Raw genomic sequence first — 20,405 nt, 5'->3', positions numbered from 1 at the left:
ATAGTATTAGCTAAAATTTAAATGACGAACGCCATCTACATTTTCCAATGTAATTGTGTGGTGCTCATCTGGTATAAAGTTAGCAATTTTATTTGGCCATTCCATTAAACAATATTGATTAGAATATAAATATTCTTCAATCCCAAAATCTAAGGCTTCATCTTCATGATTTAGACGATAAAAATCGAAATGATAAACTTTTCCTTTATCTGTTTCATATTCATTTACAATCGAAAAAGTCGGACTCGAAACTTCATCATTTGTTCCCAAAGCTTTTACAAACTCTTTGATAAAAGTTGTTTTTCCAGCTCCCATTTCTCCTTCGAAAGTGATTAATTTATACTGAAGTTGATCGATTATTTTTTGAGCAACTTCTGGTAATTCGTCTAAATTATTGATGATAAATTCCATTTAATTTTTTGGTGTTAAAACAACCATTGGGATAATTATTTCCTCCAACGAAATTCCACCATGTTGGTAAGTGTTTTTGTAATAATTAACGAAATGATTGTAATTTTTTGGATACGTTAAAAATAAATTTTCTTTTGCAAAGATATACTTTGACGTAACATTAACCTTAGGTAAAAGGAATTTTTCTGGTTGCTCAACCGCCAAAACATCTTTCGGATCATATTGCAATTGTTTCCCCAATTTATAACGCAAATTTGTACTTGCTTCTTTGTCACCAATTACTTTTGTAGGTTCCTTTACGTAAATTGTTCCGTGATCGGTTGTTACAATAATTTTCATTTTTTCTTGCGCCGCTTTTTTCACAATTTCCATTAAATATGAATTCTCAAACCAATGTTTTGTGATCGAACGATACGTTTTATCATCACGAATAATTTCGCCAACAATTCTGTTGTCCGTTTTTGCATGCGAAAGAATATCGATAAAGTTGTAGACAATTACATTCAAGTTATTCTTTTTGTAATTATTAAAATCATCTGCAATTTTTTTCTCGAAATCAGAATTTAAAATTTTGAAATAATTATACGATAAATCACCCATTCCAAGACGTTTTAATTGTTCTCCTAACAATTCTCTTTCGTACATATTTTTATTTCCTTCGTCGGTATCATTCAACCAATATTCAGGATATTTTTTCTCAATTTCCAAAGGCATTAAACCCGAAAAGAACGCATTTCTCGCATATTGAGTTGCCGAAGGTAAAATACTGTAATATAAATTTTCGGCTTCTGAATTATAATAACGATTGAAAATTGGCTCAATAACTTTCCATTGATCGTAGCGTAAATTATCAACCATAATCAATAAAACATTTTTATCTTTTCCAAGATGAGGTCGAACTAATTGATTGAAAATTGTGTGCGATAAAACGGGACGATCTTCATCATTATGCAACCAATCTTCGTAATTACGTTCTATAAATTTGAAGAAAGCTGCATTTGCTTCACTTTTTTGATTTTCGATGATTTGAGAAAGTGCTGTATCTTCGATATTTTCAAGTTCAAGTTCCCAAAAAACTAATTTTTTATAAATTTCTTGCCAATCCTCATAATCGCGCGCATTCATCATATCCATTGTGATATTTCTGAATTCCTGTTGATAATTGATAACTGTTTTTTCTGAAATAATTTTAGATGCATCCAAAATCTTTTTCAAACTCAATAAAATTTGATTTGGATTAACTGGTTTAATCAAATAATCTGCTATATGTGAACCAATTGCATCTTCCATGATATGCTCTTCTTCACTTTTTGTGACCATAATAACAGGAAGGTTTGGACGCAATTCCTTAATTTTTGGTAAGGCTTCCAATCCACTCAAACCTGGCATGTTTTCGTCGATTAAAACAGCTGCAAAGTTCTCTTTTTCTATTTCTTCTAATGCATCAGTCGCATTATTTATCATTGTTGTATCGTATCCTTTTTTCTCTAAAAAAAGTTGGTGTGGTTTCAATAAATCGATTTCATCATCAATCCATAAAATTTTTATAGCCATTTGTTATATTTTTATTTTTTATATTGATTTCTACATTTTAGAATTATTCCAAATATAGCGATAACGGAAATGTTAAAATCAAAATTGTATGTTAAACAAAATTGGAGTTTTCCCAAAGTTTGCGATGATTATTTAGCATAAATAATTCCAAAAATGATTTTTATCTAAAATATTTTATAAAAACCATTCTTAATCAAAAAAGTAACGTTCAGAATGAGTAAAAATTCTTATCTTTGCCGATAAAATAGTACGTTTGAATCCATTAAACAATAATAAGTTGAAGATAGTAAATGATCCAGTTCATGGATTTATTACGATTCCAAACGAGCTTATTTATCAGATTATTCAACATCCATATTTTCAACGACTTCGTAGGATTTCGCAAACGGGTTTAACAGAATTAGTTTATCCAGGAGCGAGACATTCTCGTTTTCATCACGCTTTAGGTTGTATGCATTTGATGCAAAAAGCCTTAAATATTCTCAAAAGAAAAAACGTAGATATCACTCCAGAAGAAGAAAATGGAGCTTTAATTGCAATTTTATTACACGATTTGGGACATGGTCCTTTTTCTCATTCTCTTGAACATTCTATAATTAATGGTTCGCATCACGAAGAAATTTCGCTTCGTTTGATGGAAGAATTGAATCAAATTTTTGATAATCGATTAGCTTTAGCGATTCAGATTTTTAAAGGAAATTATCCGAAAAAATTCTTGTCTCAATTGGTTTCTAGTCAGTTGGATTGCGATCGCATGGATTATTTGAAGCGCGATAGTTTTTATACAGGAGTGGTAGAAGGAAATATCAATCCAGAACGAATTATCTCGATGATGAATGTCTCGAATGATGAGTTGGTGATAGAAGCCAAGGGAATTTCGTCGGTCGAAAAATTTTTGATGGCGCGTATGTTTATGTACATGCAAGTGTATATGCACAAGAAATCGTTTACTGCAGAGAATTTTTTGATTAGCGTTTTGAGAAGAGCAAAAGAATTGACAAAAGCGGGAGAAAATCTTTTTGCTACGTTTGCTTTTAAATACTTTTTAGAAGAAAATGAAGTAGGAAGTTTATCGAAAGAAGGTTTAGAAATTTTTACGCGTTTAGACGATTCGGATGTTTTATCAGCGATAAAAGAATGGCAGTTTCATGATGATTTAATTTTGAGTAAATTATCCAAAAATATTATTCAGCGTACATTACCAAAATCATATTTGATGGATACAAAATTATCTGAAGAAGAAATTTTGGTTGAAAAAAATAGAGTAGAAAAAGCTTTAGGAATTGATGATGCAAGTTATTTTGTAGAGCAAACAACGATAAAAATTGTTCCGTACGAAAAATCAAAAAGTCCGATAAAGGTTTTATATAAAAATGGTGAGGTAAAAGAAATTTCGAGTTCAGAAAAAAGTTTGTTAACGCAATTTTTGCAACAAGAAATTACAAAATATCATTACCACAGCGTTTAAATAGTGATTTGAAGAATTTGACAAAAAAGTTAAATAACTTAAATAATCATTTTATAAATTTAAGAATAATTATTAGTTTTGCAGACTATGAAATTTAAAGCTGCAGAGATTGCGCAATTATTGCAAGGAACCGTAACAGGTGATGCAAATGTAGAGGTTTCCACATTATCGAAGATAGAGGAAGGAAAAGAAGGTTCGATTTCGTTTTTGGCTAATCCGAAATACGAGCATTTTATCTATACAACAAACGCTTCTATTGTGATTGTGAGTAAGGATTTTGTGGCAACAGATTCTATTTCGTCTACATTGATTGTGGTTGAAGATGCATATCAAGCCTTTACAAAGCTGTTGCAGTATTACAATACGATAAAAAATAATAAAGTTGGAATAGAAGAATATACGAAAGTAAATTCTACTGCGCAACTAGGAGATAATGTATATGTTGGAAGTTTTTCTTATATTGGAGCTAATGTTTCGATTGGGAATAATGTAAAAATATATCCAAATGTAACGATTGGCGATCATGCTAAGATTGGTGATAATACCGTTTTACATTCAGGCGTACAAGTGTATGAAGAGTGTGAAATTGGTCAAAATTGTATCATTCATTCTAATGTTGTGATTGGTGCTGATGGTTTCGGTTTTGCGCCAAATCCAGATGGTTCTTTCGAAAAAATTCCTCAAATAGGAAATGTTTTGATTGAAGATAATGTCGAAATTGGAGCAGGATCAACAATAGATAGAGCAACAATGGGATCTACAATTATTCGTAAAGGAGTAAAATTAGATAACCAAATTCAAATTGCTCACAACGTTCAAATTGGAGAGAATACTGTTATTGCTTCGCAAAGTGGAGTAGCAGGATCTACAAAAATTGGACGTAATTGTATGATTGGAGGTCAAGTTGGTATCGCAGGTCATTTGACAATCGGAGATTTTGTACAAGTACAAGCTCAGAGTGGTATTAATGGTGATGTAGAAAGTAAAACGCAATTGTATGGTTCGCCAGCAATCGAAGCGTCAAGCTTTAGAAAATCGTATGTACATTTTAGAAAGTTTCCAGAAATTGTGAAACGAATCGATAAATTAGAAAAAGAGAACAAACAAAAGTAAAAGTTAATGTCTGATAAACAAAAAACTTTAGCGAATGAAGCCGTTCTAAAAGGTGTTGGCTTACATACAGGTAAATTTGTTACCTTAACATTTAGACCAGCCGAACCAGATACAGGATTTGTATTTGTTAGAACAGATTTAGAAGGTCAACCTCAAGTAGAAGCTGATGCACAGTATGTTGTGAGTACAGCCAGAGGAACAACTTTAGAGAAGAAAGGAGTTAAAGTACATACAACAGAGCACGTTTTGGCAGCTTTGGTAGGTATGGATATTGATAATTGTTACATTGAAATTGACAATGCGGAACCACCAATTATGGACGGTTCTTCTCGTTTTTTCGTTGAAGCAATAGAATCTGCTGGAATTGTAGAGCAAGATAAAGACAGAGAATATTATAGAATTAAAGAAATTGTAACGTACGTAGATCCAGAAACAGGATCAGAAATCACGGCGATTCCTGCAGATGAATACCAAGTTACAGCAATGGTAGATTTCGGAACGAAAGTTTTGGGAACTCAAAATGCAACTTTAACATCTATCAAAAACTTCAAACAAGATATCTCTCAAGCAAGAACATTTTGTTTCTTACATGAGTTAGAGCAATTGTTGGAAGCTGGTTTAGTAAAAGGTGGAGATTTAGACAATGCAATTGTTTATGTTGACAAAGAAATTACGCCAGAAACAAAAGAAAAATTATGTAAAGCGTTCAATAGAGATGATGTTTCTATTCGTCCGAATGGAATCTTGGATCACTTGACTTTACACTATCCAAATGAAGCTGCACGTCACAAATTATTAGATGTTGTGGGAGATTTGGCTTTAGTAGGTAAAAAATTGAAGGCTAAAATTATTGCAACAAAGCCTGGACATCATACCAATACAAATTTTGCAAAGAAATTAAGCAAACAAATTAAATTAGCGCAACGCAATAAAGTGCCAGAATTTGATTTGACAGCAGAACCAGTTTATGATATTAATGATATCATGAAGTTATTACCACATCGTCCACCATTCTTATTGATTGACAAGGTAATTTCTAAAAGTGCAACAGGTTTAATCGGCGTGAAAAATGTAACGATGAACGAGCCTTTCTTTGTTGGACATTTTCCTAAAGAACCTGTTATGCCAGGTGTATTGCAAATTGAAGCAATGGCACAATTAGGAGGGTTATTGATTTTAGGAGAATTAGAAAATCCTCAAGATTATTCAACTTATTTCATGAAAATTGAAAGTGCTAAATTTAAACGCAAAATTATTCCAGGTGATACATTGGTGTTTAAATTAGAGTTGGTTGAACCAATTAGAAGAGGAATTGTTCATATGCAAGGAATTGGATATGTAAACAATCAAATTGCTGTGGAAGCAGAAATGATGGCAGTTATTACAAAAGAATAATTAAAGAAATGGAAGTTATGAATCATCCGATGGCATATGTTCATCCAACTGCAATAATAGGTGAAAATGTTACAATCAGCCCTTTCTCTTCTGTTTACGAAGATGTAGAAATTGGTGATGGAACATGGATTGGTCCTAATGTAACAATTATGTCAGGAGCACGTATTGGAAAAAATTGTAAAATTTATCCAGGTACGGTAATTTCTGGTGAGCCTCAAGATTTGAAGTACGAAGGTGAAAAAACTTTAACATATATTGGTGACAATACAACAATTCGTGAATGCGTTACTGTAAACAAAGGAACTAATGCATTAGGTTATACTAAAATTGGTGACAATTGTTTGATTATGGCAACTGCACATATCGCGCACGATTGTGTTGTAGGAAATAATGTCGTAATCGTAAATGCGGTTGGTTTAGCAGGACATATAGAAGTTGGAGATTTCGCTTTTATTGGTGGTTATAGTGCAGTTCATCAATTTACAAAAATTGGAGAACATGCTTTTGTAGCTGGTGCGACACAAATTCGTAAAGATGTTCCTCCGTATGTTAAAGCTGCAAAAAATCCTGTTGCTTATGCGGGAGTTAATGCAATTGGATTGAGAAGAAAAGGTTTTACATCAGAAGAAATCTTCGAAATTCAAGGTATTTACAGAATTTTATATCAACAAAAAAATAACGTATCTCAGGCTGTAGAACAAATCTTAGAAAAATTCCCAGATTCACATTATCGTGAAGTGATCCTTGATTTTATCGATACAAGTGATCGTGGAATTATGAAAGGATATAGCTCGGGAGTTTAATAAAATAACAATAGAATAAATGGCAACAACTTCTGATATCAGAAAAGGTTTATGTATTATTTTTAATAATGATACGTATAAAATTATCGAATTTTTACACGTAAAACCAGGTAAAGGACCTGCTTTCGTTCGTACAAAATTAAAATCATTAACTAATGGAAAAGTATTAGACAATACATTTTCTGCTGGTCATAAAATTGAAGAAGTTCGTGTAGAAACACGTAACTACCAATATTTATATGAAGATGATAATGGTTTCCACTTCATGAATAATGATGATTTCTCTCAAGTTTATTTAAACAAAGATTTGATTGATAATTCACAATTTATGAAAGCTGGTGACGAAGTAAAAATCTTGTTCCGTGCTTCTGATGAAACAGCTTTAGCAGCTGAGTTACCAACTACAGTTGTAATGGAAATTACATACACAGAGCCAGGTCTTAAAGGTGACACAGCTACAAATGCTACAAAACCTGCAACGACAGAAACTGGTGCTGAAATTCGTGTTCCTTTATTCATCAACGAAGGTGATAAAGTAAAAATCAACACAGAAGATGGTTCTTACGTAGAAAGAATTAAAGAATAATTATTCTGAAATATAAATAAAGAAAGCGACCTTTTGGTCGCTTTTCTTATTTATAATTTTATTGTAACTTTTCCGCTAGAGCATGTCGTTTCTTTATCTATTTTCTTGACAAAAATTGTAGAACCTAAGAATTCATTTTTGATTGTGATAGATGATGAATCACTCCCTTTATAAACCGTTTTATTCTCTTTTGGATCGAAATTATAGATTCTATTTCCATCTTCATCCAACCATTCGAATTTATATTTCTTATCGTCAGTATTTTTTAAAGTAAGTATAATCGTTCCGTCTTTTTTATTCTGTTTGATACTAACTTTTTCAGAAAAATTAATTTTTTCTAAAACAGTAATTTGAATTGCTTTTCGTTCAGATTTTTTGTTGTTCCAATTACTTTCAACATAATAAGTCTTATTCTCAGTAATAGTTGGACTAATAATATTGCTTCCTTTTTCAAATGGTTGAGTAGAATTTAGCTCATCATACCAAAAATATTCAACTTTTGCTTCTGGATTTTTCACCGTTAGTGCCTGATGTTCATTGTAACAACTTTCTTGTTTTTCACCCCATGTCAAAACTGGTGGAGTTAAACTCTCATTATTAGGTTTTGTAATTTCCCATTGCGTTGTGTACATATGATTCGCATGATTTTCTTTTCTTACTAATTGCGTTGTATCCGTCACTTCAGCTCTTAAAATATTTTTTTCTAAGTTGAATTGACCTTTGTTTAGATGAATAGAATCTAAATTTTCTGCAATCAATTTATTATTCAAAATCCATTTTACTTTCAGGGTATTTGGAACTGGTTTTACTAAATTAAGAGTAAAAGCATTCATGTTTTCTGTGTTAACAGGAGTATCAACAGCGGGTTTTGTAGAAATAATTGGATTTGTTTTTTGATGAATTACTTCAATAAATTCTTCTTGACAAACATTACAAAAAGGCGCGATTAAATATTGCATTTTACAGAATTCGTGCGGACGAAACCATTGTGCTCTTGCATCTTTTTCGCCATATGCATAAATTCCAATTCCATTTGTTCCAATCCAATTTTTCCAAGGAACATCTTGCACATTCTGTGTTTTATTTGGACCAGGAACCGTATACAACGGACCAGACCAATATTCGTCAGACAACTTAGCAAACGAATGTCCAATTTCGTGAACAGCAATATCATTACTTTTAAAATTAACTGTTGTCGTCGCAAATTCTCCTCCAGAACCACCATAAAAAGGAGAATTAACAAGAATTACAACTTGACTATAATTAGGGATGTTATCTTTCAGAACTTGTAATACTTTTTCATTTTTCGTTGGCACAACTAAACGATGAATTCCCGAAATATCAAAACTACTTCCGAAAATTGTATTTGGATTAGTTTTCGGAACTTCATATTTCTTTACAAATTTATTATAGCGTTCAGGTAATTGATCCCAATCCACTTTTTCTGTAGGACATTCTTTGGTAGAATACGGATGAATTGCACCAGATTCCTCAGAAATACTATTTACAACAAACACATTAAAGTAATTGGTATATTGACTTAATGGCTCCGTTTTGAAAAAATAATCTGTAAACCTTTTCGCATCTTCTTTGTAATATTTTAACTCATCTTTTGTATAACCATCAGCCAAAACAACAAGGTTGATAATGTTTTTATCACTTCCTTGATATTGCAAGGTGTCAATGTCAAATTTTTGTGCAGATAGAAATGAAGCTGTAAATAAAGTGGTGGCTAGAACGAATAATTTTACTCTCATAGTTGTGTTTTGAAAAAATAATACGCAATATAGTAAGATGGATTTTTTTAATGAAATTTTGCTTTTAAATATTTATTATAGGATCGAAGTTCTTAAATCATTATAAAACTGAAGAATATATTGTATTTTTAAGACAAGAAATAATCTTGAATCAACTATGAAAATCAAAACCAAAAAGTTTCTGAAAAAATCTTTTTATACTTTACTTATTTTAGGAGTTTTAAGTCTTTTGTTCACTGCTTTTGCGAATTATAAAATAGAAAATTCTACGGAAGAATTTGTCTCAGATAAATTAGAAATTTTACCTAAAACTAAAGTTGCGGTTGTATTGGGAACTGCGCCAAATTTGGTGAGTGGTTATCAAAATTATTATTTTACATATCGTATAGAAGCAGCGACAAAATTGTATCAATCAGGAAAAGTGACGCATTTTATTTTGAGTGGAGATCATGGTCGGAAAAATTACAATGAACCTGAAGCGATGAAACAAGCGTTGATAAAAAATGGAATTCCAGAAAATGTGATTTATTTGGATTATGCAGGTTTTAGAACTTTAGATTCGATGATACGTGCAAAAGAAATTTTTGGTCAGAAAGAATTTATTGTAGTTTCGCAAGAATTCCACAATCAACGAGCGGTTTACATTGCACGTCAAAACGGAATTAATGCATATGGTTACAATGCAAAAGATGTCAACAAACATGCTGGATTAAAAACAAATATTCGCGAATATTTTGCTCGAACGAAAGTTTTCATTGATAGCTTTTTTGGTATTCAACCAAAATTTTTAGGAGAGAAAATTGAGATAATATGAGAAGATTTTTGATTATATTTTCTGTAATATTTTACTCAAGTTTATTTGCTCAAGAGTTGATAGATACTGATGGAGATGGAATTCCTGATGTTGAAGATCATTGCCCAACTGTAAAAGGTCCAAAAGAAAATAATGGATGTCAGTGGCAAGAAATCATTTGTAAATTTCCTTTATCATTAGTTTTTAATTTTGAACAAATACATTTAGAAAGTCTTCATTTAAAGATGTTAGATGAAATAATAAAATTGAGTAAAACGAATAAAATTGATAAATTAGTTATTATTAGTACTCAAAGGAAAAATAGTAAAAAAGGTTTATCAGAAAATAGAGCTATTGAAGTCAAGAAATATTTAAAGGAAAATTATTTTAATACAAATAAGTATGAGATAGTTTTGAAAGAAGAAAATGAAGATAAAATATCTTTTAAAGTCGAAGAGAAACCAAACTAATGATTTCTCTTCTAATATTTTTATTTCAAACTACTAAAATATCCTCTTAAAATAGCATCGTTAGCTGAATTTCGTGTATCAATTTCCAAAATCTTCGGACGATCACTTTCTGCATAAAAATCGTTGAACGAATTTTCTAAATCAGTTAAATTCGAAACAACATTGTATTCAAAATCATACATTTTAGCCAAATGTTCGGCAGTGAAATGGTGTTTTGTTTCAAAATAATCTTCAACAACATCGGTTTCAGAAGGACCAGGAATAAATTTGAAAATATTTCCGCCTCCATTATTAATCAAAATAATTCTGAAATTATTTGGCATATTGACATTCCACAACGCATTCGAATCATAGAAAAATGAAATATCGCCCGTAATCATCACCGTATTTTGACCAGAAGCGATGCAAGCGCCAATTGCTGTCGACGTAGAACCATCAATTCCACTTGTTCCGCGATTACAGAAAACAGGATTCGAATTGTTATGATCGAACAATAATCCGTAACGAATAACTGTCGAATTTCCGTACTGAATTTGCCAATTTTTAGGATAGTTTCTGATAATAGAATCAAATGCTTTCAAATCACAAAACGGAATCATATTGATGTAATTTTTGTGTTTGATATTATTCGCTTCTCGTATCGAATTCCATGTAGTGTAATATTCAGATTCTTTTGGGTTGACAAACGGAACAAATTGCTCTAAAAACAATTCAGGTTTCGTCTCAATTTTATCTGTTAACGCTTGGAAAGTGTCTGGTTGCCAATATTCATCTAAATGCCAATGTTGTGTTGGTTTTTGATCACGTAAGAATTTTTTAATTTTTTTCGAAACGACATTTTGCCCAATTGTCAATAAAATATCAGGTTTCAACGCTTCTAATTCTTCTTCCGAATAAGGGAAAATAACTTGATCTATTTTATTGAAAAATCGTTCATCATGAATATTTGACGTAACTTCTGTCAAAACAACAACCGAATCATCTTGGGCTAATTGTTTTACAAAATGATCAAATTCGGCATTAGGATGATGTAATCCCACCAAAATCATTTTACGAGTCGAAGCATTCCAACGTTTCATCAAATCAATCACATCAATTTCTGGATAATCTTTTGCAGGAATTGTAATTGTATCAATTTCAATATCTGGCGTTGTTACAGATTCGTACAAAGGTTCAGAAAAAGGCATATTGATATGAATTGGCGCAGATTTATGCATACAATCAATCAATGCATATTTCGTCAACAACATATTTCGTGTTAAATCATCCGTTTCTTCACTTTCGGAAAGCTGAACATTATGAACAGAATGTTGCTCGAATAAATTATTTTGACGAATAGTTTGTCCATCAAAATTATCAACTAAATGTTCGGGACGATCGGCAGAAAGTACGATTACAGGAACATTTTGAAAAAAGGCTTCCGTAATTGCAGGGTAATAATTTGCCGTTGCCGAACCAGAAGTACAACAAACCACAACAGGTTTCTGAATTTGCTGAGCCATTCCCAAAGCGACAAATCCAGCCGAACGTTCGTCTATTACACTATAAGTTTTGAAACGTTTGTCATTCGCAAATTGCATTGTTAATGCTCCGTTTCGAGATCCTGGCGATAATACGATATGATCAATTCCGAAAGCCAAAAAGGTTTCGGCAATCAATTGAACATTTAATTTATTTGATATTTTTCTCAACGTAGTTGTCTTAAATTATAAAAGGTTTTGATTAGCAAATTTACTAAACAAAACCTTTCAAAAAGTATGATATTTTTAAGAATTAAGTATGTAAACCTCCATCTACACTCAAAACTTGTCCTGTTACATAACTTGATAAATCTGAAGCTAAGAATAAACATGCATTTGCAACGTCTTCTGGTTGTCCTCCACGTTTTAATGGAATTCCATTGCGCCATTCTTCAACCACTTTTTGATCTAAAACTTCTGTCATTTCAGTTTCGATAAAACCTGGTGCAATTGCATTACAACGAATGTTACGAGAACCTAATTCTAACGCAACAGATTTAGAGAAACCAATTAAACCAGCTTTAGATGCAGCATAATTTGCTTGTCCAGCATTTCCTTTGATTCCAACAATAGATGACATGTTCACGATAGATCCAGAACGTTGTTTCATCATTGGTTTGATCACTGCTTTTGTTAAGTTGAAAGCCGAATTTAAGTTTGTTTGAATTACTTTTTCGAAATCTTCTGCAGACATTCTCATCAACAAATTATCTTTTGTAATTCCAGCATTATTAATTACAATATCAACTTGACCAAACTCAGCAATTACATCTTCCACTAATTTTTGAGCAGCTTCGTAATCAGAAGCATCAGATTGATATCCTTTTACTTTACCGAATTGTCCCAATTCTTCTTCCAAAGCTTTTGCTTTTTCTACAGAAGAAGCATAAGTAAAGGCAACGTTAGCGCCATTTTTAACAAAAACTTCAGCAATACTTTTTCCAATACCGCGAGTTGCGCCTGTAACGATTGCTGTTTTACCTTGCAATAAATTCATGTTTATAGGTATTATATATTGCTTCAAAAATACGATTTTTTACGAGAGTTAAAAATGTTAAAATTTACTTTATCAATTTTCTTTAACATTTTATGGTATTATAATTGAAAATATTGATTGTTATAACCAAATTAAAAATATAAAAACATGAAGAATCTATTGAAATTTTTAGCGGTAACATTTTTTGCCTTATTTGTATTTACGGCTTGTAGCGATGATGATGATCCAGCAAACAATGATTTCTTTGCAGGAACTTATAAAGGAAAAATAAGTTATGTTGATGGAAATAATACTCTTTCTGCTGATAATGGAAGTGTATTTGTAACTAAAATTGCAAGTGGAACAAAGTATAATTTTGCTTTTTCGAATAAAATCCCAGATTTGAATGGAGTTGAATTTGAGAAAAAAGGTGATAATATGTTAGTTAGTATTGGATCTAATGAAAATTCATACATTAGAATTGATAGTAAAAAACTAACAATTTTATACACCAAAGATGGTAAAACTTGGACTGCAAATACTACAAGATAATTGGTGTGAAGCAATAAAAAGTAGAATTTTTTGTTGAATGTAGTTAAATATATAAACTGATGTTTATGAAAACGAGTTTATTTTTGATGACTATTTTGATGATTTTATTTTCTTGTAATAATGAAGATGATAGCCAGAATACTATTTACAAAGAAAAATATGAAAGACGTTTTATTATTTTTCAAGATTCTTTAGGAAATAATATTGTAGATAGTGGAGTGGTTAAAGTTTTTCAATCTAAGAATTTATATAGATTTGATTTTATCACAACTCAAAAAATTGATCCGATAGAAAATATTCAAATGGAAATGACTGGAAGCAATTCGTTACGAAATGTAGGTTGGACGCCAACAAAATTGATTATGCTTTCCAGAGATAGTATCAATATTTTTTATAAAGATGGAAAACGATATTGGTTAGTCAATTCGATTAGTAAAAATTAAACATAAAAAAATCCACTCAATATTGAGTGGATTTTTTAAGTATGATTTAAAATTTCAGATTATAATCCGAAAGCTGTTTTAATTTGATCTACGAAGTCTAATTTTTCCCAAGTGAATAATTCAACTTCAACTTCAACAACATCTTGTCCATTAGCAGATTCAAAACGTTTTGAAACTGTTTTTGGTTCTCTACCTAAGTGTCCGTAAGATGCAGTTTCTTTGTAAATAGGGTTTCTTAATTTTAATCTTTGTTCGATAGCGAAAGGCTTCATGTCAAAGATTTCAGAAACTTTTGTAGAAATTTCTCCTTCAGTTAATTCAACTTTTTGAGTTCCGAATGTATTTACTAATAAAGAAACTGGAGCAGCAACACCAATTGCATAAGAAACTTGTACCAAAACTTCGTCTGCAACACCAGCTGCAACTAAGTTTTTAGCAATATGACGTGCAGCATAAGCAGCAGAACGGTCAACTTTTGATGGATCTTTTCCTGAGAACGCACCACCACCGTGAGCACCTTTACCACCGTAAGTATCTACAATAATTTTACGACCAGTTAAACCTGTATCTCCGTGAGGTCCTCCAATAACGAATTTTCCTGTAGGATTGATATGATAAGTAATACTATCTGTAAATAAATCGCGTAAATGAACAGGTAATTGCGCTTTTACACGTGGAATTAAAATACTTACTAAGTCATTTGTAATTTTATCTCTCATTGCTTCTTCGTTTGCGAAGTCATCATGTTGAGTAGAAATTACAATAGTATCGATACGAACAGGTTTGTTGTCATTATCATATTCAATTGTTACTTGAGATTTAGCATCAGGACGTAAATATGGTAACAAATCTTTTTCGTATTTACGGATATGCGCTAATTCTTTCAATAATCTGTGCGATAAATCTAACGCCAAAGGCATATAGTTTTCAGTTTCGCTTGTAGCATAACCAAACATCATTCCTTGGTCACCAGCACCTTGCTCTTCGTCAGATTGTCTGTCTACACCTTGGTTAATATCTGGAGATTGTTCGTGAATTGCAGATAAAATTCCACAAGAATTTGCATCGAACATATATTCACTTTTCGTGTAACCAATTTCAGCAATTGTTTCTCTTGCTACACGTTGTAAATCAATGTAAGAATTAGATTTTACTTCACCTGCTAAAACAACTTGTCCAGTCGTTACTAAAGTTTCACAAGCTACTTTACTTTTTGCATCAAATGCTAAAAAGTGGTCAAGAATTGAATCAGAAATTTGATCGGCAATTTTATCTGGATGCCCCTCAGAAACTGATTCTGACGTAAATAAATATGACATTTCTATACTTTTTTTTAAAATGATAGAGGGAAGGAGAAAACTGAAGTCCTGTTTTAGCAATTGTTTTATGAGGTTGCAATCAGTCAAATCTTTCCTCTCGATTTTTCGAGCTCAAATATACAATGAATAATATGAATAAAGAAAGATATTTAACATTTATTAGTATATAAAAATTATAGAGTTTAATTTTTTATCTTTTTTTAGAATAGAACAAAAACGGTGTGTTTTAATAAATTATAAATATATTTTCTGTAAATGATTATTTTTTTTAATCTATATAGATAATTATTCAAAATAATGTTGTTACTTTAGAAAAAAATTAATTGAAATGAAATTTGACACTCTCGATCAACAACTACTAATGTACCTACAAGAAAACAGTAAAATTACCTACAAAGAATTATCTGATAAGTTAAATTTATCGTCAACCGCAATTCACGAAAGAATCAAGAAATTAGAAAAATCTGGAATTATTTCTAAATATGTTGCGCTTGTAAACAGAAGATTAATTAACAGAGAACTTTTGGTATTTAGTCATATTAAGTTACAACAACATTCTGCTGATAACATCAAGATTTTCGAAAACGAAATTGTGAATTTAAAAGAAGTTCAGGCGAGTTATCATGTAAGTGGTGATTACGATTACATTATCAAAATGTCTTTCGAAAATATGGACGAATACAGAGATTTTATGGTAAATAAACTAACAACAATAAAGGTAATTGGTAGTACTCACAGTACTTTTGTGATTGGTGATGTAAAAGATGATACCGCTTTCCAATTGGTATAAAAATAGTAGAAAGGTTCTGATAAATTAGAACCTTTTTTTGATTGAATAAATAAAAATAGAGAAGACATGAGCAAGGAAGTAGCAGTTTTAGGAGCTGGTTGTTTTTGGTGTGTGGAAGGAATTTTTAATTCGATAAATGGAGTAGAACAAGCTATCTCTGGATTTGCTGGAGGAAATGTAGAAAATCCTACTTATCGTCAGGTTTGTGATACAGATACAAATCATGCAGAAGTTGTTGAAGTTACTTTTGACAATGAAGTGATTTCGTACAAAGAATTATTAGAAATTTTTTGGAATATACATAATCCAACACAGTTAAATAGACAAGGGAACGATGTTGGTACACAATATCGTTCGAGTATTTTTTACACGTCAGAAGAACAAAAAAAGCAAGCAGAAGAATCGTTAAAAGAGTTTGATAACGGAACTTTGTATGAAGATAAATTCGTTACAACAATAGAGCCTTTAGATAAATTTTGGCCAGCGGAAGATTATCATCAAGGTTATTACAATGAAAATCCGGATCAGCCATATTGTTCGGCAGTTGTTGGACCAAAAATTGCAAAATTCAAATCTAAATTCAAACAGATTTTAAAATAAGAAAAGCGACCAATAGGTCGCTTTCATTTTATTTTCCTTTTTTGCGTGCTTTCGCTTTTTGTTTTTGCTGACCACGGTTTTTAGGTTTAGATTTAGGTGGTTTACGTTTCGTAGGACCTCCTAAATTCACCTTTTTATTTTTATCTTTTTTCTCGTGAAATGCTGCACCACGTTCTTCAATTTTTACAGTTGTAAGCTGTTTCATTTTTACAACATCTTTCTCGAATTCACGTTTTACAGGATTGATTTTTACTTCCTCTTCAGGGAAAGGAATCTCGTCAATCTCTTTATCCATCAAGGCTTCAATATCATCTAAACGCTCAATTTCTTTTTCAGAAAAATAAGAAATCGCTTCACCTTTTTTATCCGCACGTCCTGTACGTCCAATTCGGTGAATATATTGTTCTGGAACATCTGGAATCTCGAAATTGATTACATGTGTAACATCTGGAATATCCAAACCACGAGCCATAATATCTGTCGTAATAATTCCTCGGTATTCATCTCTAGTAAAGGCTTCCATTGTTCTCAAACGATAATTTTGAGATTTATTAGAATGAATTACACCAAATTCATCTGGATAAATTTCATCTAAATGATTGAAGATTAAATCAGCATGTTTTTTATTGTTGGCGAAAATTAAAACTTTCTCAAATTTCGCTTTATCATCTAATTGATGAACAATTAAATTCAATTTTGTATTGAAATTCTCAACTGGAATAGCCGATTGAGAAATTTTTTCTAAAGGAGTTCCCGAACGAGCCAACGAAATTTCAATAGGATTTTTGAAATATTCGTGCAACATATCATCAACCTGATCTGTCATCGTTGCAGAAAATAAAATGTTTTGACGTTTATCGCTCATCATTGTAAATAAATGAATCAGTTGCGGACGAAAACCTAAACTCAACATTTCGTCAAATTCGTCAACTACTAATTTTTTCATTTCTTTGAATGATAACACATTGTCAATCGCCAAATCTAAGACGCGACCTGGCGTTCCAACCAAAATATCAACGCCTTCATACACCAATAATTTTTGTGTATTGATGTTTACACCACCATAAATTCCTAAAACACGAACATTGATAAATTCTGTTAATTGCTCTAAAATATCGGTAACCTGAACAACTAATTCGCGTGTCGGAACCAAAATAACAATCTTTGGTTGATTCGTTTTAGAGTATTGATAAGTATTCAACAAGGGTAATAAGTAAGCCATTGTTTTACCTGTACCTGTTTGGGCAATTCCCATTATATCTCGTCCAGAAAGAATCGGTTTGAATGATTTTTCTTGAATTGGAGTTGGGGTTGTGATATTCAACTTTTCTAAAGCCGAACTCAATTGTTTTGTTAATTCGAAATCCGCGAATGTAGCTTTCATTTTGCAAAGATAAGTTTTCTTGATGACTTCTTAAAAACTCAATGTGCAATCCGTTCAAATTCGTTGAAACTTCGTACTTTTGCATTTCGATTAAGTAAAAAGGAATAAAATGAGTTTAAAACAATACATCACACAGAATGTTTTAGAAGCGATTCAAAACGTTTATCAAATTAACCCTGAATCTGTTGAAATTCAGTTTACAAGGAAAGAGTTTGAAGGTGATTATACATTGGTTGTTTTCCCATTAATCAGAACTTTGAAAGGTAAACCAGAAGAAATCGGTACTAAAATCGGTGAAAATTTGGTTGAAAATAATAAAATTACAGCGTTTAATGTTGTAAAAGGTTTCTTGAATATGAGTTTAAGCTCAGTAGAATTTTTAGAAAATTTTACTCAAAATGCTCAAAATTCAACTTTTGGAATTACGAAAGTTGATGAAAATTCGAAAACAGTAATGGTAGAATATTCATCGCCAAATACGAACAAACCTTTGCATTTAGGACATGTTCGTAATAATTTGTTAGGATTTTCAGTTTCTCAAATCATTGAAGCAGCAGGAAATAATGTGATTAAAACACAAATTATTAACGATCGTGGGATTCACATTTGTAAATCTATGATTGCTTGGGAAAAATTTGGAAATGGTGAAACACCAGAATCTGCAAATATGAAAGGCGACCATTTGGTTGGAAAATATTATGTGGAATTTGACAAACATTATCGTCAAGAAATCAAAGAATTAGAAGCGCAAGGAAAAACGGAAGACGAAGCGAAAAAAGAAGCTCCAATTTTCTTAGAAGCACAAGAAATGCTGCGTCAATGGGAAGCACATGAACCAAAAGTTATTGAGCTTTGGCAAAAAATGAACGGTTGGGTGTATGATGGTTTCGCTAAAACGTACAAACGTCTTGGTGTTGCTTTTGACGAATATTTATACGAATCGAATACCTACATTTTAGGAAAAGATATTGTTGAAGATGGTTTAAACAAAGGTGTTTTCTACAAAAGAGAAGATGGTTCTGTTTGGATTGATTTGACTGCAGAAGGTTTGGACGAAAAATTAGTTTTACGTTCGGACGGAACTTCAGTTTATATTACGCAAGATTTGGGAACTGCTGTAGAGCGTTTCAAAAATAATCCAACGTTAGAAGAATTAACGTATGTTGTAGGAAATGAGCAAGATTATCACTTCAAAGTTTTATTCTTAATCTTGAAAAAATTAGGTTATTCTTGGGCTGATGCTTTACATCACTTATCTTACGGAATGGTTGATTTACCAAACGGAAAAATGAAATCGCGTGAAGGAACTGTTGTTGATGCAGATGATTTGATGCAAGAAGTTTACAATACAGCAAAAGAGATTTCTGAAGAATTAGGGAAATTAGACGGAATGTCTGATGATGAAAAAGCTGAGTTGTACGAAATAATTGCGATGGGTGCTTTGAAATATTACATTTTGAAAGTAGATCCTAAGAAACGTATTTTATTCGATCCGAAAGAATCTGTCGATTTTAATGGAAATACAGGACCTTTTATTCAATATACTTTTGCGCGTATTCAGTCATTATTGAGAAAAGAATCACCAAAAGAATTTGATGCAAATGCATTAGAATTGAATGATGCTGAAAAAGAAATTATTCGCGCATTATACGATTTCGAAGATACAATTGATAAAGCTGCAATAGAAATGAGCCCTGCTTTGATTGCGAATTATGTGTATGAATTAGTGAAATTATTTAATTCATTCTACCAAAACAATCCAATCTTAAAAAATGAAGATGAAAATGTGAAAAACTTCCGTTTATATCTTTCTCAATGGGTTGCAAATACAATTCAGAATTCGTTACGTTTATTAGGAATTGGTGTTCCAGAAAGAATGTAATCGACTTATAAAATAAATAAAATGCCTCATCAATTTGGTGAGGTATTTTTTTAACTTTACAATATGAAAATAGGAGATTTACTGAAACAAAAAGATCCTCACGATAAATTTAATTTGAAACGATTTCACGATGCGCAAAGTTTTGTATACGATGAAATCTTGATGGAAGTTCATGTAGGAAAAAAGCAAACAAATTGGATTGTTTTTATGTTTCCTCAATTAGTTGGATTAGGTTCGAGTGATTCGTCATTAGAATTTTCGATTTCTTCAAAAGAAGAGGCGAGAGCTTTTGTGAAAGATGAAGAACTTTGGGGAAATTATTTAGAAGTTTTATCTGTATTATTAATGCAACATAAAGGCGTAATTCCGCAATTAATTTTCGGAAAAAATGATGCAATGAAACTGAAATCAAGTTTGACATTATTCAACTTCATAGTTCCGAAAGAAAAAATTATCAAAGATGTTTTGAAGTTTTTTTATGCAGATCAAGTCGATAAAAAAACATTAAGTATATTGAAACAAATGAATAAATAAAAAAATCTCGAGCATTTGCTCGAGATTTTTTATTTAGACACTGTCCAAAATTTTG

The 20,405-nt window shown here is 31.5% G+C and carries 20 protein-coding genes; 13 read left to right on the top strand and 7 right to left on the bottom strand.

From position 1 onward, the window contains the following. Positions 1-6: 6 nt before the first annotated feature. Together tsaE and B4J88_RS14970 are read right to left on the bottom strand one after the other, a co-directional pair. Positions 7-411: a tRNA (adenosine(37)-N6)-threonylcarbamoyltransferase complex ATPase subunit type 1 TsaE gene (gene tsaE, locus B4J88_RS14975; RefSeq protein ID WP_115001044.1), complete on the bottom strand. Its 405-nt coding sequence runs from the start codon at positions 409-411 to the stop codon at positions 7-9. After that, complete coding sequence (locus B4J88_RS14970) at positions 412-1,965, bottom strand: bifunctional response regulator/alkaline phosphatase family protein (RefSeq protein WP_115001042.1); 1,554 nt, start codon at positions 1,963-1,965, stop codon at positions 412-414. 277 nt (positions 1,966-2,242) lie between these two features. Between B4J88_RS14970 and B4J88_RS14965 the strand changes: the two genes are divergently transcribed. The 5 genes from B4J88_RS14965 to efp all read left to right on the top strand — a co-directional run bounded on the left by B4J88_RS14965 (position 2,243) and on the right by efp (position 7,330). After that, the gene (locus B4J88_RS14965) at positions 2,243-3,433 is read left to right on the top strand and encodes an HD domain-containing protein (protein WP_244957948.1); all 1,191 of its coding nucleotides are present in this window, start codon (positions 2,243-2,245) and stop codon (positions 3,431-3,433) included. A gap of 87 nt (positions 3,434-3,520) precedes the next feature. Beyond that, positions 3,521-4,546, top strand: a complete 1,026-nt coding sequence (gene lpxD / locus B4J88_RS14960; RefSeq protein WP_115001039.1) for a UDP-3-O-(3-hydroxymyristoyl)glucosamine N-acyltransferase — start codon at positions 3,521-3,523, stop codon at positions 4,544-4,546. A gap of 6 nt (positions 4,547-4,552) precedes the next feature. Continuing rightward, positions 4,553-5,941 carry a bifunctional UDP-3-O-[3-hydroxymyristoyl] N-acetylglucosamine deacetylase/3-hydroxyacyl-ACP dehydratase gene (locus B4J88_RS14955; protein ID WP_038336111.1) on the top strand — a complete coding sequence of 463 codons (1,389 nt, stop codon included), beginning with the start codon at positions 4,553-4,555 and terminating at the stop codon, positions 5,939-5,941. Positions 5,942-5,958: 17 nt separating this feature from the next. After that, positions 5,959-6,744: an acyl-ACP--UDP-N-acetylglucosamine O-acyltransferase gene (lpxA, locus tag B4J88_RS14950; protein ID WP_038336134.1), complete on the top strand. Its 786-nt coding sequence runs from the start codon at positions 5,959-5,961 to the stop codon at positions 6,742-6,744. Positions 6,745-6,763: 19 nt separating this feature from the next. Then, a complete protein-coding gene (efp, locus tag B4J88_RS14945) occupies positions 6,764-7,330 on the top strand; it encodes an elongation factor P (protein ID WP_038336113.1) in 567 nt (188 codons plus the stop codon). 50 nt (positions 7,331-7,380) lie between these two features. Here efp and B4J88_RS14940 read toward each other — a convergent pair whose 3' ends face one another. Beyond that, entirely contained in the window at positions 7,381-9,087 is a 1,707-nt protein-coding gene (locus B4J88_RS14940; protein WP_291068007.1) for a M64 family metallopeptidase, read from the bottom strand. Between the two features lie 157 nt (positions 9,088-9,244). Here B4J88_RS14940 and B4J88_RS14935 point away from each other — a divergent pair, with 157 nt between their 5' ends. Together B4J88_RS14935 and B4J88_RS14930 are read left to right on the top strand one after the other, a co-directional pair. After that, a complete protein-coding gene (locus B4J88_RS14935; protein WP_038336114.1) occupies positions 9,245-9,901 on the top strand; it encodes a SanA/YdcF family protein in 657 nt (218 codons plus the stop codon). Next, positions 9,898-10,350, top strand: a complete 453-nt coding sequence (locus B4J88_RS14930; RefSeq protein ID WP_291068004.1) for a hypothetical protein — start codon at positions 9,898-9,900, stop codon at positions 10,348-10,350. Before B4J88_RS14935 ends, B4J88_RS14930 begins: the two co-directional genes overlap by 4 nt. Positions 10,351-10,370: 20 nt before the next feature. On the opposite strand, the gene menD is transcribed toward B4J88_RS14930, so the two are convergent. After that, the gene (gene menD / locus B4J88_RS14925) at positions 10,371-12,041 is read right to left on the bottom strand and encodes a 2-succinyl-5-enolpyruvyl-6-hydroxy-3-cyclohexene-1-carboxylic-acid synthase (protein WP_291068002.1); all 1,671 of its coding nucleotides are present in this window, start codon (positions 12,039-12,041) and stop codon (positions 10,371-10,373) included. Positions 12,042-12,123: 82 nt separating this feature from the next. Continuing rightward, positions 12,124-12,867: a 3-oxoacyl-[acyl-carrier-protein] reductase gene (gene fabG / locus B4J88_RS14920; RefSeq protein WP_038336119.1), complete on the bottom strand. Its 744-nt coding sequence runs from the start codon at positions 12,865-12,867 to the stop codon at positions 12,124-12,126. Positions 12,868-13,014: 147 nt separating this feature from the next. On the opposite strand from fabG, the gene B4J88_RS14915 reads away from it, so the two are divergent. Then, a complete protein-coding gene (locus B4J88_RS14915) occupies positions 13,015-13,398 on the top strand; it encodes a hypothetical protein (RefSeq protein WP_291068000.1) in 384 nt (127 codons plus the stop codon). 65 nt (positions 13,399-13,463) lie between these two features. After that, positions 13,464-13,841, top strand: coding sequence for a hypothetical protein (locus tag B4J88_RS14910; protein ID WP_291067998.1), 378 nt, complete (start codon positions 13,464-13,466; stop codon positions 13,839-13,841). Between the two features lie 59 nt (positions 13,842-13,900). Here the strand turns inward: B4J88_RS14910 and metK are convergent, their stop codons facing one another. Further along, positions 13,901-15,160: a methionine adenosyltransferase gene (gene metK, locus B4J88_RS14905; RefSeq protein ID WP_038336123.1), complete on the bottom strand. Its 1,260-nt coding sequence runs from the start codon at positions 15,158-15,160 to the stop codon at positions 13,901-13,903. 328 nt (positions 15,161-15,488) lie between these two features. On the opposite strand from metK, the gene B4J88_RS14900 reads away from it, so the two are divergent. Together B4J88_RS14900 and msrA are read left to right on the top strand one after the other, a co-directional pair. Then, a complete protein-coding gene (locus B4J88_RS14900; protein WP_115001022.1) occupies positions 15,489-15,950 on the top strand; it encodes an Lrp/AsnC family transcriptional regulator in 462 nt (153 codons plus the stop codon). Positions 15,951-16,016: 66 nt separating this feature from the next. Continuing rightward, positions 16,017-16,550 carry a peptide-methionine (S)-S-oxide reductase MsrA gene (gene msrA / locus B4J88_RS14895; RefSeq protein WP_280062135.1) on the top strand — a complete coding sequence of 178 codons (534 nt, stop codon included), beginning with the start codon at positions 16,017-16,019 and terminating at the stop codon, positions 16,548-16,550. Positions 16,551-16,578: 28 nt separating this feature from the next. On the opposite strand, the gene B4J88_RS14890 is transcribed toward msrA, so the two are convergent. Then, positions 16,579-17,934, bottom strand: a complete 1,356-nt coding sequence (locus B4J88_RS14890) for a DEAD/DEAH box helicase (RefSeq protein WP_291067995.1) — start codon at positions 17,932-17,934, stop codon at positions 16,579-16,581. Positions 17,935-18,043: 109 nt separating this feature from the next. Between B4J88_RS14890 and argS the strand changes: the two genes are divergently transcribed. Together argS and B4J88_RS14880 are read left to right on the top strand one after the other, a co-directional pair. Continuing rightward, the gene (gene argS, locus B4J88_RS14885) at positions 18,044-19,816 is read left to right on the top strand and encodes an arginine--tRNA ligase (protein WP_291067993.1); all 1,773 of its coding nucleotides are present in this window, start codon (positions 18,044-18,046) and stop codon (positions 19,814-19,816) included. Positions 19,817-19,879: 63 nt separating this feature from the next. Next, positions 19,880-20,350, top strand: coding sequence for a DUF1810 family protein (locus B4J88_RS14880; protein WP_052217833.1), 471 nt, complete (start codon positions 19,880-19,882; stop codon positions 20,348-20,350). Positions 20,351-20,405: the final 55 nt, after the last annotated feature.

Origin of the sequence: Empedobacter sp. UBA5036, from assembly GCF_002415215.1 — a bacterium.
In the GTDB taxonomy this organism is placed as follows: domain Bacteria; phylum Bacteroidota; class Bacteroidia; order Flavobacteriales; family Weeksellaceae; genus Empedobacter; species Empedobacter falsenii_B.
The sequence above is the reverse complement of the archived record's forward strand: the minus strand, read 5'-3'. Positions and strand labels throughout refer to the sequence as shown.

Coding starts and splice junctions, on each gene's coding strand:
- fabG (WP_038336119.1), bottom strand. CDS start 12,867: ATGAATTTATTGCAAGGTAAAACAGCAATCGTTACAGGCGCAACTCGC.
- B4J88_RS14915 (WP_291068000.1), top strand. CDS start 13,015: ATGAAGAATCTATTGAAATTTTTAGCGGTAACATTTTTTGCCTTATTT.
- B4J88_RS14930 (WP_291068004.1), top strand. CDS start 9,898: ATGAGAAGATTTTTGATTATATTTTCTGTAATATTTTACTCAAGTTTA.
- argS (WP_291067993.1), top strand. CDS start 18,044: ATGAGTTTAAAACAATACATCACACAGAATGTTTTAGAAGCGATTCAA.
- B4J88_RS14970 (WP_115001042.1), bottom strand. CDS start 1,965: ATGGCTATAAAAATTTTATGGATTGATGATGAAATCGATTTATTGAAA.
- metK (WP_038336123.1), bottom strand. CDS start 15,160: ATGTCATATTTATTTACGTCAGAATCAGTTTCTGAGGGGCATCCAGAT.
- B4J88_RS14910 (WP_291067998.1), top strand. CDS start 13,464: ATGAAAACGAGTTTATTTTTGATGACTATTTTGATGATTTTATTTTCT.
- B4J88_RS14900 (WP_115001022.1), top strand. CDS start 15,489: ATGAAATTTGACACTCTCGATCAACAACTACTAATGTACCTACAAGAA.
- B4J88_RS14940 (WP_291068007.1), bottom strand. CDS start 9,087: ATGAGAGTAAAATTATTCGTTCTAGCCACCACTTTATTTACAGCTTCA.
- msrA (WP_280062135.1), top strand. CDS start 16,017: ATGAGCAAGGAAGTAGCAGTTTTAGGAGCTGGTTGTTTTTGGTGTGTG.
- tsaE (WP_115001044.1), bottom strand. CDS start 411: ATGGAATTTATCATCAATAATTTAGACGAATTACCAGAAGTTGCTCAA.
- efp (WP_038336113.1), top strand. CDS start 6,764: ATGGCAACAACTTCTGATATCAGAAAAGGTTTATGTATTATTTTTAAT.
- B4J88_RS14935 (WP_038336114.1), top strand. CDS start 9,245: ATGAAAATCAAAACCAAAAAGTTTCTGAAAAAATCTTTTTATACTTTA.
- B4J88_RS14955 (WP_038336111.1), top strand. CDS start 4,553: ATGTCTGATAAACAAAAAACTTTAGCGAATGAAGCCGTTCTAAAAGGT.
- B4J88_RS14890 (WP_291067995.1), bottom strand. CDS start 17,934: ATGAAAGCTACATTCGCGGATTTCGAATTAACAAAACAATTGAGTTCG.
- lpxD (WP_115001039.1), top strand. CDS start 3,521: ATGAAATTTAAAGCTGCAGAGATTGCGCAATTATTGCAAGGAACCGTA.
- lpxA (WP_038336134.1), top strand. CDS start 5,959: ATGAATCATCCGATGGCATATGTTCATCCAACTGCAATAATAGGTGAA.
- B4J88_RS14880 (WP_052217833.1), top strand. CDS start 19,880: ATGAAAATAGGAGATTTACTGAAACAAAAAGATCCTCACGATAAATTT.